Here is an 18,100-nt window from a genome sequence, read left to right as displayed (position 1 = left end):
GCATGACGGGGCCGGTCCCCTCCGCGCTGAGGGCTTCTGCACCGGGGCTACGGTTTCACGGGCAAGGCCCGCTCGAAGGCGTGGGCGGAACGTGGCGTGCTTCGACGGGTGTTCATCACGCTTGAATCCGAAGTAGCTCGATGGTGCAAACCATCGTGAACCACCTGCTCGCTGGCGCTCCTCATGTGAGGGGAAGCACTGCCACCCAGCGGTTCATACCCATCACCGATTCTGATCAGCCGACCCGAATCCTAGGAGGAGATCTAGATGCACGACGACCGCCTGAATGCCGAGCAGCGTCTCGGTCGGTTTGTTCGGGAACGTATTCGTCCGGCCATTTACGGCAGGGCGATTCCGCTTCAGCTCAGCAGCTGGGACGCCCCAGGGGAACCCGTGCCCGCCGCAGATGCGCTACGCCAGGTTTTCACGTCGCAGGAGCCGGGTGCCGCGTGGGGCAAGGCCTGGAGCACCAAGTGGTTGCGCCTGCAGGGCGAGGTGCCGCAGGACTGGGGCATGGCTGACTCCACCGCGGTGGAGATCATCGTGGATCTCGGCTTCAACAGCACCGGCCCAGGGTTTCAGTGTGAAGGCACTGCGTGGCGCTCGGATGGAAGCATCATCAAGGCGATCTCGCCACGGAACTTTCACGTTCCGCTGAAGCTCCTCGGCGGAGGGCATTCGGTGGACTTCTATGTGGAGGCCGCAGCCAACCCGAATATTGCAGCGGACTGGTCCTTCGCCCCTACACCGCTGGGGGACAGGGCCACCTCCGGTGAGGAGTCCCGGTACCGTCTGGGCCGCATCGCCATTGCTGAACTGAACGAAACCGTGTGGGAACTCAACCAGGACATCTGGACCCTCAGCGGCTTGATGCACGAACTTCCCATGGAGATGCCGCGGCGCCACGAGATCCTCCGCGCACTTGAACGCATGCTGGACGTCATGGACCCGGACGACGTCGCGGGAACCGCGGCTGCGGGCCGCGCAGAGCTGGCGCAGGTCCTCAGCCGTCCCGCCTACGCGTCCGCCCATGAACTGCTGGCTACCGGCCATGCGCACATCGACTCCGCCTGGTTGTGGCCCATCCGTGAAACCATCCGCAAGTGTGCCCGCACTTTCTCCAACGTGGTGGCCTTGATGGATGAAGACCCGGACTTCGTCTTCTCCTGTTCTTCGGCGCAGCAGATGGCGTGGATGAAGGAGTTCTTCCCCGAGCTCTTTGTACGCATCAGGGAAAAAGTCGAGTCCGGCCAGTTCGGACCAGTGGGCGGCATGTGGGTGGAATCGGACACCAATATGCCAGGAGGCGAGGCCACGGCCCGCCAGTTCGTGGAAGGCAAGAGCTTCTTCCTGAACGAGTTCGACATCGAGTGCCAGGAAGCCTGGCTGCCGGATTCGTTCGGTTACTCCGGGGCCATCCCGCAGATCGTCAAGGAAGCCGGCTCGCGCTGGTTCCTCACCCAGAAGATTTCCTGGAACAAGGTCAACCGGATGCCTCACCACACCTTTGCGTGGGAGGGCATCGACGGCACCCGGCTGTTTACGCACTTCCCGCCGGTGGACACGTACAACGCTGAACTGCATGGCCGCGAACTGGCCCACGCGGAGCGCAATTACCGCGACCACGGCCGGGGAACCATGTCACTGGTGCCCTTCGGTTATGGCGACGGTGGAGGCGGCCCCACGCGCGAGATGGTTGCTGCAGCGCATCGCACGGCGGATCTGGAAGGTTCCCCGAAGGTCCGCATGGGCACCGTCAAGGACTTCTTCACCAAGGCCGAGGCCGAGTACACCAACCTGCCGGTCTGGGTGGGTGAGATGTACCTGGAAATGCACCGTGGAACGTACACCAGCCAGGCCAAGACCAAGCGCGGCAACCGTCGCAGTGAGCACCTCCTGCGCGAGGCCGAGCTGTGGTGCGCCACTGCCGCTGTCCGGATCGGCGGGGCCTACGCGTATCCCGCGGACGAGCTCAAGCGGCTCTGGCGGCTGGTCCTCCTGCAGCAATTCCATGACATCCTGCCTGGCAGCTCCATTGCCTGGGTCCACCAGGACGCCGAACGGAACTATGAAGCCATAGCCCGGGATCTCGAGGACATCATCGGCCGAGCCGCCCAGGCCCTGGTGGGCGAGGGCGGCCATGAGTTCCTGCTGAACGCTGCGCCGCATCAGCGCAACGGCGTGCCCGCGCTGGGTGCTGCTGAGACCACGAACCCCCGTTCCTGTGTTCAGGTGGACGAGCACGACGACGGCTACGTGCTGGATAATGGCATCATCCGCGCGGTCCTGAACCCGGACGGCCTGCTGACCTCCCTCTTGGACCACGCCAGCGGCCGCGACGCCGTCGCCCCCGGGCAGGCCGGGAACCTGTTGGAGCTTTTCAGGGACAGTCCCAACGAATGGGACGCCTGGGACATCGAAGAGTTCTACCGCCGGAACGTCACCCCACTGACCCAAGCGGATGCCGTCGACATTGAGCGCTCACCAGCGGGCGTCGTCGTGATGGTCAGACGCAAGGTGGGTGCCTCCACCATCACGCAACGCCTGACTCTCGAGCCCGGTGCGGCCTCGCTGGGGATCGCCACCACGGTTGACTGGCAGGAACGCGAGAAGATGCTCAAGATCGCCTTCCCGCTGGACGTCAGGGCGGATCGTTCAGCGTCCGAAACACAGTTCGGCCACGTCTTCCGGCCGACGCACACCAACACCTCCTGGGAAGCAGCCAAGTTCGAGATCTGCGCTCACCGTTGGATCCACGTCGCGGAACCCGGTTACGGCGTAGCAGTGAGCAACTCCTCCAGTTACGGGCATGACGTCACCAGGGCGGTCCGCGCCGATGGTGGAACCACGACGACGGTCCGCACCTCACTGCTGCGCTCTGCCCGGTTCCCGGACCCGGAAGCAGACCGAGGTGAGCACACTCTTGAGTTGTCCATCAGGCCCGGCGCTGCGATCGCCGACGCCGTGGAAGAGGGGTACCGCACCAACCTGAAGCCAAGATTCATCTCCGGCGCACGGCCCGTGGAACCCCTGCTTTCCGTGTCCAGCCCCGCAATCGTCATAGAAGCAGTGAAGCTGGCCGAAGACGGCACGGGCGACGTCATCGTCCGGCTCTACGAATCGTTGGGGGAGCGCTCAACCGGACACCTGAGGGCCCACTTCCAGTGCTCTGGCGCGGTGGCCACGGACTTGCTGGAGCGCCCCAAGGAAGCCCCGGGTGTGACTGTTGAGGAGGGATCCGTGGTCAAGCTGGTGTTACGGCCCTTCCAGCTGGTCACGCTGCGCTTCGTCCGCCACAGGAGCTGACCACTGCGGCACTACTCTGCTCAGGTCCTCTCAAGAGTTCGACGTGATCAGTGATCCGACTCCACCGAACACCGCAACGTTCACCTCAGCGTCCCACTGCATGGCAGGAGGGCCACGGCATCGACAACCCTCCCGGCAGTGCCCAGCCGCTCCACGAGATCCAGGTTGATCTTGGAATCGAGAACGTGCATGGCCGGGTGGGAATCCCGCATCGGGTTCCGGCCTGCGGCGGCGGGTTCTGCCTGTGGTCCTTTGTCCGGGGGGTCAGGGGACGATGACGGCTCGTCCGCGGAGATTCCCGGCGTGCAGTTTTTCGTAGGCGCGGGGCGCGTCATCGAGGGTGAAGACTTCGGTTTCGACGTGGACGGCGCCGGAGCGGGCGAGGTCGAGGATCTCGAACAGCTCTGACCTGAAGCCCCAGTAGGGGCTGCGAATGGTGGCTTCATAGGGTTTGTCGAGCATTCCTACCGGTAGGGACCCTGATCCGACTCCTACCAGGACCTGGTCTCCTTCGGCGCGGATCATTGCCTGACCGATGGTCATGGTTGGTTGTATTCCTACGAAGTCGAACACGGCTTGCGCTCCGAGGCCGTGCGTCAGGTTCCTCACTTCGGTTATGGCGTCGTTGTCGGACAGGAATACGTGGTGGGCGCCGACGTCCTTGGCTAGTTGCAGTTTGTCCTCGTTCACGTCCAGAGCGACGACGGTGGCGTTGGTCAATGCGCGCAGGATCTGGATGCCCACGTGTCCGAGTCCTCCTGTGCCGATGACGACAGCGACGGAACCAGGGACGAGTTTCGGTAGTGAGGGTTTGATCGCGTGGTAGGGGGTAAGGCCGGCATCAGTCAGCGATACGTTCGTCACGGGGTCGAGGTCCCCGAGTGGTACCAGGTGACGGGCGTTGTCGACGATCATGTATTCGGCCATGGCGCCCGGGGCTCCGAGGCCGGGAGGTGCGATACCGAGGCTGGCGGCGTGGGGGCAGTAATTCTCCTTCCCCTGCGAGCACGCGTAGCAGGTACCGCACCCCCAGGGGCCGTACACGGCTACGGCATCGCCGAGTTCCACGCCCACGACTCCGTCCCCGAGTTCGTCGACGATGCCGGCGCCCTCGTGTCCCAGCGTCAGCGGCAAACCGTAGACGTACTGGTCTTCGGGCAGGCTCATGATGAATTCGTCCGAGTGGCACACGCCGGCGGCGGTGACCTTCAATCGGACCTGGCCGGGGCCGGGCTCCGGGGTTTCTACCTCTACCACTTCAGGGGGCGCACCAATGGCGTGGTACTGCAAAGCCTTCATGCTGTGTACTCCTGATCGCCGCCCGTGGAGGGTGGGCTGGTTCCGACAACAGACACCATCGATTCTTCACCCAACCCTGCACCGGGGTCACGTGAACCTGCCGTCGGAAGTGAGTGCGATTTCTTTCCTTGACCTCGTTGCCGCCGAAGGAATGCGTGCCATCGTTCGGCCTGGCCCCTACATCTTCGCGGAATGGAATAAGGGTGGCCTACCAGCACGGCTGTTCACCGACGCGGCCGTCGGGATCCGGAACAGCGAGCCCGGTTGGCTTGCCGCAGTCAGGAGGACAGCGCCAGCATCTTCAATAAGCGGCGGAAGCCGGACCCGTTTGGGCCACGGTTTCCCTAGGCAGCCTAGCTCCGCCTAGGAAGTCGAAACTGCGTGTGGGTTCATGGAAGGTTCGCTGCAAGCTCGTGTCTCCAAACATTTACCTGCAGATCCTGACCTCTGAATGGAAACTGATCACTACCCATCAATTCAAAACCAGACCGAAAGCACAGCGCGTTGGAGGCAACGTTCTCAACTGACGGAAAGGCGTAAAGGCTGGACCCCGACGGGGCGAAACTGACAGCATCATCAACGATGAGAGGGGCCGCCGCACCTGCCACACCGCGCCCTTGGGCTCGTGGAAGGACAAACCATCCGGTCTCGACAGCGGACGCACCATTCCAATCGATCTGCCACCAGCCGATACCACCAACAGCGTCATCACCGTCCACGATCGCGAACATTCTGGCAGTACCCTCCTGCCATAGGCGAAGGTAGTGCTCATGTCGTTTCGCTACTTGCTCGGCGGACTCCGGGCCAGCAATGAAGGTCGTCATTGCGGTCGTGTTCGCTTCGAGCAACATCTCTGCATCGGGGTCTGACCACCTGCGCAACCGGATCATCGGGCAACTATAGGCTCTTCACCCGGGCCGTCAGGTGATAGGTCTTGCAGGTGCCCGCAACCCGATGCCTATCCGGCCATGACTCTCAAGCCTTAGTGGGGCTGCGGGGCCGGACCATGTGGATTTCCTTGAGGTCGTCCTCGACCTTCTCGATTCCGCCCGGTTCGAACCGGTGCTTGCGATAGAACGCTTGCGCCCTGGGGTTGGGATCGGCCACCCAGAGCGTCGCCGCCTCGCTTGGCGCGAGTACCGCTTCCAGCAAAGCGGTGCCGGCTCCCGAACCATGCCACTGCCGTAGTATGTACAAGACGTACAGGCGCAGGGCTTCAGACTTTTCAGCGGTCGGTCCTGACATCGCTATGCCGGTGATTACGTCGCCCTGCTCCGCAACCGCTACGCGGTGGGAGCTGAACCGCGGATCCGTTAGTGCCGTCGTCCACTGCCGCTCCCGCGCGGAGAAGAACGCTGGATCATCGAGGATCTGATCAGCAATCAGACCGCGATACGTCTCCAACCAAGCATCAATATGAACCCGGGCCATCGCCGGCACGTCGGCCAACTGTGCATGGCGAACCCGGATCGTCTCAGACATTCAGCGAGTATATGCACCTCCCTGAACCAGCCCGGGGACCGATGGTGCTTAGGGATCGGCATACGCAACGTTGTGCACCCCTCTTTCGACCGAATGAATTACCTGCTTATGGCTGGCTTGCTACTCGACTCTGTTGAAACCGACCAAACTTCGTTGCCGTGGCATCCCCGCCTCCGTACGGTCGGTACACCCCGCGCGCGCGGGGTCAATCCGTGAGGGGATGCTATGGTGCGTTTTTCTTCTTTAGTGGCTGCGACGACGGTGGCATTGGTCGTCGCGTTGGCCCCCGCCGGCCCGGTGTCCGCCGGTCCCGATGAACGACGAGCCAACTGTGCGGCGCTGGGCGGGACCATTAGCACCAATACTCAGACGTGCACCGTCACGACTGTCGTCGTTGGTCCGGATGTTCTTTCAGGCACTCCGACGACCACCTTCAGTGCGGACCGCCCAGTGGGTGATCCTGTCACCGTGGACACGTCGCTTCCAGTCCGGCAACCTAACCCGGAAATCTCAACCCAGGAGCGCAACGTTGGCGAGGCCATCGTCGTTCGCACCGAGCGTGCCGGCACATCTGTGGTGACCGAGGAAGAACGCAACGCGGGCGACGCGACCAGTGAAGACGTCATTGTTTTCGGCACCCCGACTTCCACCCCCAGCACGGAGCAAGGCACGCCAAGCAGCACGCGAACACCCACGACCACCAACTGCCGCAGGGTGAACAATGAACAGGCAGCGAAGTCCGTCGAAAGGTGCGACAGGGCTGTCCTGACCACCACGACGACCCCCACCACGATCGTCACCACCACCACCACACCTCGGGAACGGGTTACCACGACCACCCAGCCGCGGGAAACACTGATCACTACGACGACGCCTTTCACTGAAGTCTTCACCAGCACCCAGGGGCGTGAATCGTGCACCACCACGACCTTCCAGACAGCCATCGCCACCATGACCACCCAGCAGACGGAACGCACAGCGACGAGCTCGCAGCCGACGACGCGGACCACGACCACCACGACGACGGTATATACCTTCGCAGCCCGCACCGATGCCCCTGTTCCCGGAGTTCCGTCGGTAACAACGACCAATACTCCGGGGACCACAGCGGTGACGACAGCAATAGTGCCAGGTACCCCCATCGTCACCACCGGGTCCCGGCCCGGCTCCGAGGAATCGGATGTCCTGTGCACACCTATCGCCCCGGTAGTAACGAGCACTGACGGACAGACACGGCAGCAGGTCGCAACGGCAACTGTCCCGGCGGAGCCCGACGTCACCGTAACCCCTCAAATGATCACGCCGCTGGTCGAGGAGACTAGGGCGCCCGGGGCACCAATCGTCACGACGAACCTCCGCAGCACCGGGGAAACCTGTTTCAACAACCCTTCAACCGCCGAACAGCGCCGCAACCGCTGCTAACCCCCGCATACCTAGTGCGAAGGCTGTCGTTCACCGCTCGGTGAGCGGCAGCCTTCATGCTGATGGATCAATCCCCGGGGTGGACGCCGCAGATCGGGCCAACAATCAAATAAGTAGTAGCCAGCTCACTCATCATCGGCACTACCTAACTGAAGACACCCGACCATCGAGGGGACACTTACCGAACGAGGCGGCGGCAGCGCACGCTGGGTGATCAGGTGGAAGCCAGCGCTGGACGCGTTGGCGATCACCTTCGCCGGACGACTCGAGAAGACCACTCACTGATGAAACGCCGGACCCCACACACCGTTTCTCGGACAGTCCCGACTCCACACACCGTTTGTCGGACAGTCCCTACCGGACAGTCCTCTGGGAATGTGGTGAACGGGGTTGGCCCCTGCCGGAGACGACATCGACCTCCGCCGCTCAGACCAGGTCGACCCGACTGTGGCTTCTTCACGAGCAGACTGCCGATAACGGCTCCGAGGGCGAGGGTCGCGGCGACGGTGAAGGCAGCTTGTCCGGCGTCAGTGCTCTCATCGAGGTTCAGCGTTCCAGTATGGGTGACGTTGGCTCCGATGGTGTAGGCGGAGATGAGGATGGCGGTTCCGATCGCGCCGGCTAGTTGCTGGATAGTGGAGAGCGCCGCGGTGCCGTGGGCGTAAAGGTTATCGGGCAGGGAGCTGAGGGCCGAGGTGGTCATGGGGGTCCACATCATTGCCTGTGCTCCGGTGAGGATCAGGTAGACACCGAGGGCGAGCCAGACGTTGGTGTTCTCGGTGATGGTGGTCAGGAACCAGATGGACGCCACCCACAGGATGGAGCCGGGAATTGCTAGTGGCCTGGGTCCGACCTTGTCGTAGATCCGTCCCCCGAGTGCGGAGACAATCGCGATCATCGCCCCTCCCGGGAAGAGGAACAGGCCCATCTGGAGCGTGGTCAGTCCGAGGACGCCGGCCAGGATCATGGGCAGGATGATGGTGATGGCGAATCCCATCATGGGCAGGAACGTCATCACGATCATGGGCAGGACAAAGGAGCTCTTCCGGAAGATCCGCATGTCCAGCATCGGGTGCCGGTGGCGTTGCAGCCAGACCTGGCGGTAGACGAATGCTGCCACGCCAATCATGCCGATGAGGATCGGCAGGTAGGTGTTGATGGGTGCGTGGCCGGATACGGATTCGCCGATGGATGCCAGTCCGAAGACCAGACTGCCGAACCCGATGACGGACAGCAGCAGGGACACACCATCCAGTGTTGCCTGCTCGGGTACGGTGACTTTCCGCAGTTTCACGGCAGCGAGGATCAGTGTCGCGACGATGATCGGCAGCATGAGGATGAACAGCCATCGCCAGGAGAACTGGGACAGGATCAGCCCGGAGGCAGCGGGTCCGACTGCGGGGGCGATGGCGGGTACTGCGGTGACGATGGCCATCATGCGGCCGCGGCGTGAGACCGGGACCAGGCGCATCGTGGTGGTGATGAGCAGAGGCATGAAGACTGCAGTACCGACTGCCTGAAGGATCCGCCCAGACAAGAGGACACCGAACCCAGGGGCGATGACAGCGATGACCGTTCCGTTCAGGAACAGTGTCATAGATGTCAAGAAGATCAGTCGGGTGTTGAACCTGCGCAGCACGAATCCTGTGGCGGGGATGAGGACGGCCAGGATCAGCAGGTACGCGGTGGTCAGCCATTGACCGGTCGTCGGCGTGATGTCCAAATCATTGATCAGGGTCGGCAGGGCAACTCCGAGCATCATCTCGTTGAGCAGGACGACGAAGGCCGAGGCCATCAGGAGCCCAATGATCATCGCGCTACCCGGGGGCAACCGGGCATCGGACGGGACCGCTGGGGCACCGGCACCTGTCGCTGGGGGAGCGGTTCCCAGGGTGGATTCGCTGGAACTAGATGCCATCATGGGCTCTCTTGATAGTGAAATGGTCGTGAAAACAAGTGCCGGACCCATGTCTGATGGCTCGAACGTGGCCCGGGATCATCCGTTGTTGCCGGAGATGCGCGGGTCGATGCCGTACTGGGCTGGGGCTTCCATGTGGTCACGCAGGGTTGGTGCTCCATTGACCGAACAGGCGCTCGACTCCATCGCCATGGGTGGACGATTCGTACTGGTCGGTTTCGCGGGCGGGACTACGTTCCCGTCTATCGAGCCGTTCCAGATCCTCATGCGCAGCATCTCGATCACCGGCGCTCTGAACACCGTGCGTACTACGGCGCAGCGTGATGACGCCGTCGCGACACTGGGATCGCTCGTCCGCGAGGGTCACATTCGTATGCCCATCGCTCAGGTCGTCGCATTCGCAGATATTCCAGCCGCGCTCGATCGTCTGGGCGGAGCTGTATTCGGCAAGCTCGTCGCCCACATTGCGGATGCGTGAACTTGCAGGAGGGAATGCTCCTGTCCAGGGGGGAATGCGTCATATGAGTTGCATGCGGTCCGACGAAGCTACAGGTCAGGCCACCAGCTAAGCCATCGACCAGCCGGCGTTCCTATACTGCTGGGATGAGTAGCGCTCTGGCCCGTGAAGGATGCCGAATCATTCTTGTCAACACTGCTAGTGCCGTCCTGTTATAGCTCCGGAACGACAAGCCCACCATCGCCTTCCCCAACATATGAGCCAATACCGGTGGGATGCTCGAGCCCGCCGACCGTCCGGATGCGCAGCAACGGGTGGTCCTCGCCCGGGTGCCGCCGCCCCGCACCGACATCCACAAAGACCCACCATGAACATCTGGACAGATGATCCTGGGCATACGGTTCGGCAACGGGTACGTGGCACAGATCGCGGTCTAAAGGGCATGCACGTAGTGTGCGCAGCTGGCGACTACGGTGGAGAACTAAGGATCACCGCCGATTCCTACTGATCTGAGGGGCAGCTTCATGTCTGACCGAACCATGCTCGTCGAGGACGCCTTCACCGCGGAGATGCGCGGTGAGGTGATATGGATCGAATGGATCACACGGGTGACCGTGACCGACCCTATGGCGTCTTCCCTCGTCGAGCGGGCTAATGCCCTGTGCCCGGACGTGTGTCCGCCGATGCTGGTGATGCTCAACGAGATGGTGACCCTCAGCAGAGGCGCGCTGAAGATCTTGGCCCGCGGGTTGAACATCGCAGCCCTGGCCTCGGTCGGCCCGTCACCGGTTGACCGGTTCATCACCAGCTACTTCACCGACGTCCACGAACCGCCCTACCCGACACGCCACTTCAACACCGTCGAGGAAGCTCAGGCCTGGTTAGCTGACCACCCCCACTCCGGCTGATGCATGACTGCTCGTTATGGACAAGTCTTGTCGCCGTGCAGGATCCAGGCAGGATCCAGCGAAGCGTGTACGCAGGAGGATCCTTCAACGGGGAACGATCAGCAACCTACGACTGTCCGCCGTCGCGCTCAAGCCGTACCTGTTTAATCCGTTCTTTCCTCGCAGCAAGTGCAAGTGGCAGCGTCGCGAGTAGGAGCAGCACAGCGATGAACCCTATGGTGACGAACGGGCTGACATTCAGGGGCAGCGCGAGGATCGCTCCGAGGATTATTGACGCAAATAGGGCGATCCATGCGACACGCCAGTAACGCTTAGCTGCCGGTCTTTCGGTTCGCGTTTGTCCCATGGCCATGCGGCGTAGCAACCTCCCCTAAGTCATCCCATAGTCGATCCCCTACGGAGAATTACCGGTCAGTGCGAAGACGCGCCGTGCGTTCGTCTTCCCGCACCTTCCGGTTGATAGGGATCGTTGCGGCTCCGCATAGAACCACAACAGCGATGAACGCCAGGACGCCGATCCATCCAAAAAGATGGTAGGCGATAACGCACATCATTAGGAAGAAGAAAATCCAGAAACCGCGCTTCATGATCTTGTTCATAGTTCATCTTAAGAGGCGGTAGGGGCGTCCCCCACTGCCCGTAAGCCGATCCCGCTGCGTCCGATTCGGATCTACGCATGCCGCTCAGCTGCCTATTGACCCCGCCCATAGCCTTGGGGCATGAAGTCCAAGTTTTGGAAGTGGCCGACGAAAGGCGAGGCCGTGTACGGGGGCATTCTCATGTTGCTGATACTAGTGAGCAACTGGGTATCCGTAGCGTACGAAGGTCGCGCTGCCACTGGGCTGTACTGGGCCGTGCAGATTCTCGCCCTCGTTTTCCTGGCCGCCAGCGTGTGGTTATACGCCAGAGCTGCAAAGCACTCATCCAAGCCGACGCAATGAGCGATCCGTCACAGAACAGCATGATGGAAGCTGTGACCGACCAGCGCTCAGTGATCGTGCCGTTTTCTTCTACCCTTTAAAAGGGCATTTGCTCCCACCTCGATTGATAAGGCTACTATGAGGAGTAAAAATATCACCCCAAGGACCGGAGACTCGCTTTGAATAATTAAACTTGATGCGAAGATGAAGCATCCAATTAATGCGATAAGGCTAATTGCAAGCTTATTCCTCGCATCTTTACTGGTTGTATCATTAGACACTGTCTTCTCTTTCATTGTTATGACGCAAATGTGTAGTTGCCAAGTTACTAGTCGCATCCTACTTGTTAGGAACGAAAGCCCTTCGCAGTCAGGAGACCAGCTTGCAGGGTGCCACTAGCAACTAAGTATGTCCTCATGGTCGGGACGGGCCGCCCGTAAGCCGGTCCTTCAGCGGGAAAGCCTGCCGGGGCTAGCTGTTTGTGGTGTGCCGTCTCGCCGCGAACTGTGCAGCGAAGACAGTGAGTGCGCAGCTGAGGAGAAAGCTGAGGGTGAGCACCGCGAGGCCCGAGGCGGCGGCGATGAAGTAGCTACTGGGTTGAGCTACTGAGTCGACCACCGGTTCCTGGAAGTACCAGATGGTGCTCGCCGCTGTGACTCCGAGGACTGCGATGAGTGCCGTTACGATCCATGAAACAACGCTCAGATACCAAGCCTTCATGCTGCCCCCATTAGTTCATTTCTGGTGAGCCTAGCGCGAGTCGAGTGAGCGTTCCCCTAAGTCGACCCAATCGTGGGTCGTGCGAGTCTGCGTTTTCGGTCCTGAACCCTCTGGATCGCGCACGTAGGCCGTTCCCATAGCGGGATCCTCTAGCGGGAGCCCCGTCGGGTCCGGCAGCAGAGACCTTCTGAGCTTGCCGGTAATCAACTCAGTCTGGGTACTTTTCTCGTCGATTATGGCCTAGGACCGCCGCGTCATGCTGATGTTGAGCCATGAATCGATCGCGCCTATTAATCAGCTCTGCTAGGAGCGGCAGCTCTCGTACTCAGCGGATGCGGGTCTACTGCAGAGCGTGACCTCGAGGGCATTCGGTTCCAGACCGAAAGTGGATCTGACACCAACGGGGAACTTGCCTGGATCACCCAGCACCCTGTGCGGTGGAGAATGACGACGATGAACAACGAGTACACCGCCGTGATCAACGCGCCCTGCAACACCTTGACCGCTCCTGTCAGCGTCACTTCGGACAAGATCACCATCGACGCGGGACGAATCATTTCAACGGAGAAAGGCTGCTTCGAACCGGAGGCAAGCATGGACGCGTGGGTCTCGTCCTTCATTGGAAGACCGATTGATTACACCTGGGACGGTGAAACGCTCGCTATGGCTAGCGAGCTAGGCAGCCTCACGTTCGTTCGAGCAGCTGACTAAACAGCATTCAGTTGGCGTCACACCGGCATAAGAGGCGCCCGTGAGCCGGTCATCAACCGTCCCTGGGCTTTCACCGGGTTCAAATCATGGCTCGAGAGCGTAGGGCTAGTTGGACTACTTCACGCGAAGTAGTTGCCGGTATTTGTAGTAACCCGAGACGGTGCCACAGGTTGCAAGGATTGGCAGCGGCAGGGCGAGAAGCGAATCGTACAGGCCGCGGTCCGGGACGATGAAGACAAACAGGGACCAGAAGGCAACCGAAATGAAAACACCTAGCCAGAAGCCGATCTTGACCTGCCCGTAAGCCGGTCCGCTTCCGTGCGGCGTCAGCTCGTTGAGGGCAGCGAGTTGCCTAGCAGTACCCGACTACGTTGTAGCACTGGTTGGTGAGCTGCTGTCGGATGCAGACGGTTCCGTGAGGGTGGGTGAAAGGATTGTAACCTCATCGCGCACGTGTTCGACCAAGTCTGACCAGCGCAGGAAGTGCGTGCTGTACTCGTCGTCGGATTCCACGACGGTAGTGTCAGCGAGCAGCGTCAGGTTTGTTTTCTTTACCCGTCCTCCCACGATGAGGGCGCCGATATAGATGCGTTGTTTGAAGAAGGGCACAGCAAGACGCAGAGGACGAAGCTTGGATGGTTCCTGGAGTCCCGCCTCATCGCCGTTCCAATTGAGAACGGTGAACCGGGGGTACCGTCCCTTGGTGTATGTGTTGTGGCCGACGACGCGCAATAGGAGTCTGGAGCCTGACTTTTCATCCCGGAACAGGATGTGCTGTCCGACGGTGTAGGGAGTGTCCTTGAATGTGGGCGCCCGTACTTTCTTCGGTGCTGGCAGGTCCTTGAGCAGTTTCCTTCGAAGGGCTTGTAGGGCTTTCTTTCGTCGAGGGGCGTCCGCGCCCCAGAGCTCGAGCTGTTCCTCGGAGGCGATGATCCGCAGCGCCTGCTCGGTGATGTAGTCGTCAGCGATGCCGAGGTCGTGTTCGACACTGGCCAGAGCGAGGACGACTTGGTTGTTGTCGATGTTCTCGATCGGTTCGAGGCAATACTCGTCAATGGTTTGCTGCGAGGCGAGCCTGGGGTGGAGACCTTTACCAATTAGGTCCTTGAACGTCTCCCGGACATCCACCGCATCATCGCTATCAAAAATTCCGTATCCCCAGACACCCATTCGCTGAGTATCACACGCGCAGTTCGTGTCCGACCGCCGACGCTCCTACACGCCCGCAAGCCGATCGGCCCGCGCACGTGCAGGCGACCTTGAGCACCGGCAGGTCTCACTGCTGCCGTCGGGTCGCAAAATGGGCGTTTACCCTGGACGGTAAACAAGGGCGGAGAGGTGGGGCGGATTCAAGCGGTCGACGCAACACGTGTGGACTATCGAGTCTGATCCAAGGCTCAGGATACGGCCAGAATGATAAAGACAAACATCGCAAGAAGGATTAGCCCGAAAATCAGCCAGAGGCGGCGGGTGCTTATCTTCGATCTCTCCGTGTTGATTTTTAGGAGCACCACGGAAGCCAAAACGATAAGCGGAAGTGCCAAAAGGACCCACATCCACTGCTGCACCAGATCTCCTTCTAAATAAGCGACGCTCCCAGCCTAGCGCTGTGGTTCGCCGGGAAAGGGAAGCGGCGGAGAACTATGCTGGCGCCCGGAGGGGCTTCCAATCGATCACGACGAAGTACCAGCACCACCTTTACCGGCTCTTAGGTGTCTGGGTGCCAATCCGCGATGAGTCATAGACACCGTGTTCCTCTGCGTGGAGGGCTGCTGCGGGGGTGCGATAGCCGAGGCTCTTGCGTGGCCGGGCGTTCAGCTCGTCGCCGACTTCTTTCACCCGATCGGCGGAGTGCACGGAGAGGTCCGTGCTCTTGGGGAAGTACTCGCGGACCAATCCGTTGAAATTCTCGTTCGCGCCGCGCTGCCAGGGGCTGGAGCGTTCAGCGAAGTAGATTCGTAGCCCGGTCGCGGCGGCGAGCTCCTTGTGTCTGGCCATCTCAACCCCTTGGTCCCAGGTCAGGGTCCGCTTCAGGCGAGATGGTACGTCTGCGAGGGCGGTGATGATGGCCTCGTTCGTCTGTGCCGCGGTATGCCCGTGCGGAAGGTTGATGATGATCCCGTAGTGGGTTTTCCGCTCTCGTAGTGTCACCATTGCCGAGATCGAGCTGTTCCCGACGATGAGGTCGCCCTCCCAATGGCCGGCTTCTGTCTTGTCCTCGATCTCGGCTGGCCTTTGATCGATCATGGTCATGTTCTGCACCGACGGGCCTTTGCCCGCCCCGGTGCGCCACCGGTGTTTGCGGATCTTCCGTCCCGTACGCAGCCGCGGTTTCCCCTCTACCCATAGCCCGCCGTGGTCATGGAACAGCAGTGCCTGGTAAATGGTTTCCGGGCAGAGGCGCAGGCTCGGTTCTGTCGGGAACTGCTGGGTCAGCCATCCGCAGATCTGCTCCGGTGACCAGTGGATGGCGAGTTTGGCTTGCACCAGGGCATGTAAGCGCGGGCTGAGTACGAGTTTTCGTTCTCGTGGCCGGAGGCGTTGCTGGCGGGCAGCATGATCGGCCATGTGGGGCAGGTACCGACCCTTGGCGTCCCGGTGCCGATCGAGTTCACGCTTGATGGTTGAGGGGTGTCGGCCGAGCTCCCGTCCGATCGCCCGCAGGGAGCACCCCATGCGCAGCAGATCCGCCATCTGCAGTCTTTCCTGCAGGCATAGGTACCGCCCGGAGGGTGGTGTGGTGCTGGGGCGTGGTTGTGCTGCCCGAAGGTTCCGGTACCTGATTCCGACGGCTCTGCTCACGCCCAATATCCTGCAGGCGGCAGCGTTGGTAGTACCAGAGCCCACCAACTCCCAGTACCGCGCCTCGCGCAGAGCACGCCGTTTCTGCGCCGGCGACACCGGTTTGACCACTCGCTCGGCAACAATCCTGGCCGTACGTATCGCGTCCCTGTCGAGCTGCTCCACCCTGGCCTTTTCAGCGTCCACCGCTTTCCGGCGCTGATGTTCCCACTTCGTCGCAGTCGTGGAGGACAACCGCAGATTCTTAACCACCTCGGTGAGCGAAGAGACGTTGCGTAGTTCCACGAAGCGCTGATAGACCCACCGGTATACAGTCTTATGATCCAGCCCTACTACGGCACCGGCGGCCGTAACGCTTATGCCTGTCGAATGAGCAGCCCAAAACGCCTCCACGACTGCCGGGTCCAATTGCAGGTGGTGGCGCCCGTCGTGGGTGAGGTACCACTGCTCCCATTTTTCGGCGTAGCTCGAGGTGAATCCGAGCTCGACCTGAGCAACAACGTGATCGAAGCCTTCACCACGCAAACGACGGTACTCATCACGTAACCACCGGTACCCACGACCATGGCCTATCCCGGTCAACCGTATCGACTCTCTGAAACTTTTACCCTCCCGGATGAAGGCAAGAAACCTGGCACCCGTAGGCGAATCGAACTGTTGATACATCGAAGAAACCCCTCAAATAGGTGTTGCTTCGACCAACAGAATCCAAGTGGCCTATCTGCAACACTGATTCCGTGAAGATCGGATACGCGCGCGTCTCGACGGCTGGCCAGGACCTCACCGCTCAGCAAGTCGGGCTCATGGCTCTCGGCGTGGATGAAGAAGACATCCACGTCGACCACGGATTCACCGGCACGAACCGCACCCGGCCCGGACTGAGGGAGGCGCTAGCCTCCTGCCGGAGAGGCGACACCTTGGTCGTGATGAAACTCGACCGACTGGCACGCTCAGTCCCAGATGCCCGCAACATCGCAGACGAGCTCACGCGCAAAGGCGTCGCCCTCAGCCTCGGCGGAAGCATCTATGACCCGACAGATCCGATCGGTCGACTCTTGTTCAACGTGCTGGGCATTGTGGCCGAATTCGAATCCGACCTCATCCGGGCTCGTACCCGCGAAGGCATGGCTATCGCCAAAGCCAAGGGCCGACTCCGCGGCAAACAACCAAAGCTCTCCAACCACCAGCGCAAGCATCTTTTCGGCCTCGTCGACGCCGGTCAACATACCCGGGTCGAAATCGCCGAACTCATGGGCGTCTCCCGAACCATTGTGTACCGGGAGATTCAACGTCGAGCCCGAATTACCACTCCATAACCGGCGCGAAGGTGTCTCGAGGGTTCACAGCTTCCCCAAATGTGGTGTGCTCCACCGCCTCATACGTGCTCTCCTCAAAGGATCCTTTGACTGGATAAGCAAGGTGGTCGAGAGGTGGGCCAGTAAACTCCATCATCAGCGGGGAACTCGCGGCCGGGATCTGTCTCAGCAATGTCTCGCATATCAGCGATTTTCAACAAAGGAAAAACAGGCCTTTGATGAGTGTGGCGAACGCGGAGATGGGAAGCAGCGGATACGCCAGAGTCAGCACTTTGGAGCAGAACGCGGATCTGCAGCATACAGCGCTCACTGCTGCGGGCTGCGATCGGATCTTCATCGATCATGGGGTGAGTGGAACGACGGCCAGCCGGCCCTAGCTCGAAAAGCTGCTCGATCATTTGCCAAGAGGTGATGAGGTCGTGGTGTGGAAGGCGGCTCGGCTGGGACTCAGTACACGCAACCTGCTGGCCCTCATCGACGATCTAGAAAGCAGGGGTGCACTTCCGCAGCGCTACCGAGGGCATCAGCACGACCGGGCCCATGGGGCGGGCCATGCTCACCGTCAGGTCCGCCTTCGCTCAGCTCGAGCGTGACCAGCTTGATGAACGGACCAGGGCGGGTATGGCGGCGGCCGCGGAACACGGGCGGAAGGCTGGCCGGCGGGAAGCCACCGCCGATCATGCGAAGGTCAGACGTGCTCGAGACCCTGAAAGCGTAAGGACTCGCACCAGCTGATGTTGGGAAGATCGCCGGGGCTAGCCGCGCGACCGTGTACCGCTACCTGAGTATCGACGCGAATGAATTGGCCTAATCGGGTCTGATGCCAACTCTCATAGCAG

At 61.1% G+C, this 18,100-nt stretch carries 17 protein-coding genes and 2 pseudogenes; 8 read left to right on the top strand and 11 right to left on the bottom strand.

Going from position 1 to position 18,100, the window contains the following annotated elements:
- Positions 1-267: 267 nt before the first annotated feature.
- A complete protein-coding gene (locus AC4D2O_RS07600) occupies positions 268-3,306 on the top strand; it encodes an alpha-mannosidase (protein WP_490906191.1) in 3,039 nt (1,012 codons plus the stop codon).
- Positions 3,307-3,570: 264 nt separating this feature from the next.
- Here the strand turns inward: AC4D2O_RS07600 and AC4D2O_RS07595 are convergent, their stop codons facing one another.
- A complete protein-coding gene (locus tag AC4D2O_RS07595; protein WP_490906190.1) occupies positions 3,571-4,605 on the bottom strand; it encodes an NAD(P)-dependent alcohol dehydrogenase in 1,035 nt (344 codons plus the stop codon).
- On the opposite strand from AC4D2O_RS07595, the pseudogene AC4D2O_RS07590 reads away from it, so the two are divergent.
- Positions 4,580-4,885, top strand: a pseudogene (locus AC4D2O_RS07590) (beta-galactosidase); the annotation flags it as partial. The gene AC4D2O_RS07595 and the pseudogene AC4D2O_RS07590 sit on opposite strands and share 26 nt — an antisense overlap.
- Positions 4,886-4,994: 109 nt before the next feature.
- Here AC4D2O_RS07590 and AC4D2O_RS07585 read toward each other — a convergent pair.
- The 4 genes from AC4D2O_RS07585 to AC4D2O_RS07570 all read right to left on the bottom strand — a co-directional run bounded on the left by AC4D2O_RS07585 (position 4,995) and on the right by AC4D2O_RS07570 (position 9,322).
- Positions 4,995-5,495, bottom strand: a complete 501-nt coding sequence (locus AC4D2O_RS07585) for a GNAT family N-acetyltransferase (protein ID WP_490906189.1) — start codon at positions 5,493-5,495, stop codon at positions 4,995-4,997.
- A gap of 85 nt (positions 5,496-5,580) precedes the next feature.
- The gene (locus AC4D2O_RS07580) at positions 5,581-6,087 is read right to left on the bottom strand and encodes a GNAT family N-acetyltransferase (RefSeq protein WP_490906188.1); all 507 of its coding nucleotides are present in this window, start codon (positions 6,085-6,087) and stop codon (positions 5,581-5,583) included.
- 365 nt (positions 6,088-6,452) lie between these two features.
- A complete protein-coding gene (locus AC4D2O_RS07575; RefSeq protein ID WP_490906187.1) occupies positions 6,453-7,106 on the bottom strand; it encodes a hypothetical protein in 654 nt (217 codons plus the stop codon).
- Positions 7,107-7,756: 650 nt separating this feature from the next.
- Positions 7,757-9,322, bottom strand: a complete 1,566-nt coding sequence (locus AC4D2O_RS07570; RefSeq protein WP_490906186.1) for a DHA2 family efflux MFS transporter permease subunit — start codon at positions 9,320-9,322, stop codon at positions 7,757-7,759.
- Positions 9,323-9,401: 79 nt separating this feature from the next.
- Here AC4D2O_RS07570 and AC4D2O_RS07565 point away from each other — a divergent pair, with 79 nt between their 5' ends.
- Together AC4D2O_RS07565 and AC4D2O_RS07560 are read left to right on the top strand one after the other, a co-directional pair.
- Complete coding sequence (locus AC4D2O_RS07565; protein WP_490906185.1) at positions 9,402-9,905, top strand: zinc-binding dehydrogenase; 504 nt, start codon at positions 9,402-9,404, stop codon at positions 9,903-9,905.
- A gap of 503 nt (positions 9,906-10,408) precedes the next feature.
- Positions 10,409-10,792, top strand: a complete 384-nt coding sequence (locus AC4D2O_RS07560; protein ID WP_490906184.1) for a DUF7793 family protein — start codon at positions 10,409-10,411, stop codon at positions 10,790-10,792.
- A 404-nt stretch (positions 10,793-11,196) separates the two neighbouring features.
- Here the strand turns inward: AC4D2O_RS07560 and AC4D2O_RS07555 are convergent, their stop codons facing one another.
- The gene (locus AC4D2O_RS07555) at positions 11,197-11,391 is read right to left on the bottom strand and encodes a hypothetical protein (protein WP_490906183.1); all 195 of its coding nucleotides are present in this window, start codon (positions 11,389-11,391) and stop codon (positions 11,197-11,199) included.
- A gap of 120 nt (positions 11,392-11,511) precedes the next feature.
- Here AC4D2O_RS07555 and AC4D2O_RS07550 point away from each other — a divergent pair, with 120 nt between their 5' ends.
- Positions 11,512-11,733, top strand: coding sequence for a hypothetical protein (locus AC4D2O_RS07550; protein ID WP_490906182.1), 222 nt, complete (start codon positions 11,512-11,514; stop codon positions 11,731-11,733).
- A gap of 47 nt (positions 11,734-11,780) precedes the next feature.
- Here the strand turns inward: AC4D2O_RS07550 and AC4D2O_RS07545 are convergent, their stop codons facing one another.
- Together AC4D2O_RS07545 and AC4D2O_RS07540 are read right to left on the bottom strand one after the other, a co-directional pair.
- Positions 11,781-12,008 carry a hypothetical protein gene (locus AC4D2O_RS07545; protein ID WP_490906181.1) on the bottom strand — a complete coding sequence of 76 codons (228 nt, stop codon included), beginning with the start codon at positions 12,006-12,008 and terminating at the stop codon, positions 11,781-11,783.
- A gap of 175 nt (positions 12,009-12,183) precedes the next feature.
- Positions 12,184-12,432: a hypothetical protein gene (locus AC4D2O_RS07540; protein WP_490906180.1), complete on the bottom strand. Its 249-nt coding sequence runs from the start codon at positions 12,430-12,432 to the stop codon at positions 12,184-12,186.
- A 453-nt stretch (positions 12,433-12,885) separates the two neighbouring features.
- On the opposite strand from AC4D2O_RS07540, the gene AC4D2O_RS07535 reads away from it, so the two are divergent.
- Positions 12,886-13,143 (top strand): META domain-containing protein, encoded by a 258-nt coding sequence (locus tag AC4D2O_RS07535; protein ID WP_490906179.1) that lies wholly within the window; start codon positions 12,886-12,888, stop codon positions 13,141-13,143.
- Between the two features lie 366 nt (positions 13,144-13,509).
- Here the strand turns inward: AC4D2O_RS07535 and AC4D2O_RS07530 are convergent, their stop codons facing one another.
- The 3 genes from AC4D2O_RS07530 to AC4D2O_RS07520 form a co-directional block, all read right to left on the bottom strand.
- Complete coding sequence (locus AC4D2O_RS07530) at positions 13,510-14,313, bottom strand: hypothetical protein (protein ID WP_490906178.1); 804 nt, start codon at positions 14,311-14,313, stop codon at positions 13,510-13,512.
- 227 nt (positions 14,314-14,540) lie between these two features.
- Positions 14,541-14,711: a hypothetical protein gene (locus AC4D2O_RS07525; RefSeq protein ID WP_490906177.1), complete on the bottom strand. Its 171-nt coding sequence runs from the start codon at positions 14,709-14,711 to the stop codon at positions 14,541-14,543.
- A 130-nt stretch (positions 14,712-14,841) separates the two neighbouring features.
- Entirely contained in the window at positions 14,842-16,611 is a 1,770-nt protein-coding gene (locus AC4D2O_RS07520) for an IS30 family transposase (RefSeq protein WP_490906176.1), read from the bottom strand.
- A gap of 71 nt (positions 16,612-16,682) precedes the next feature.
- Between AC4D2O_RS07520 and AC4D2O_RS07515 the strand changes: the two genes are divergently transcribed.
- Entirely contained in the window at positions 16,683-17,261 is a 579-nt protein-coding gene (locus AC4D2O_RS07515; protein ID WP_490906175.1) for a recombinase family protein, read from the top strand.
- Positions 17,262-17,479: 218 nt separating this feature from the next.
- Positions 17,480-17,996 (top strand): annotated as a pseudogene (locus tag AC4D2O_RS07510) (recombinase family protein).
- Positions 17,997-18,100: the final 104 nt, after the last annotated feature.

This window comes from Arthrobacter sp. TJ-238 (assembly GCF_058269215.1).
The sequence above is the reverse complement of the archived record's forward strand: the minus strand, read 5'-3'. Positions and strand labels throughout refer to the sequence as shown.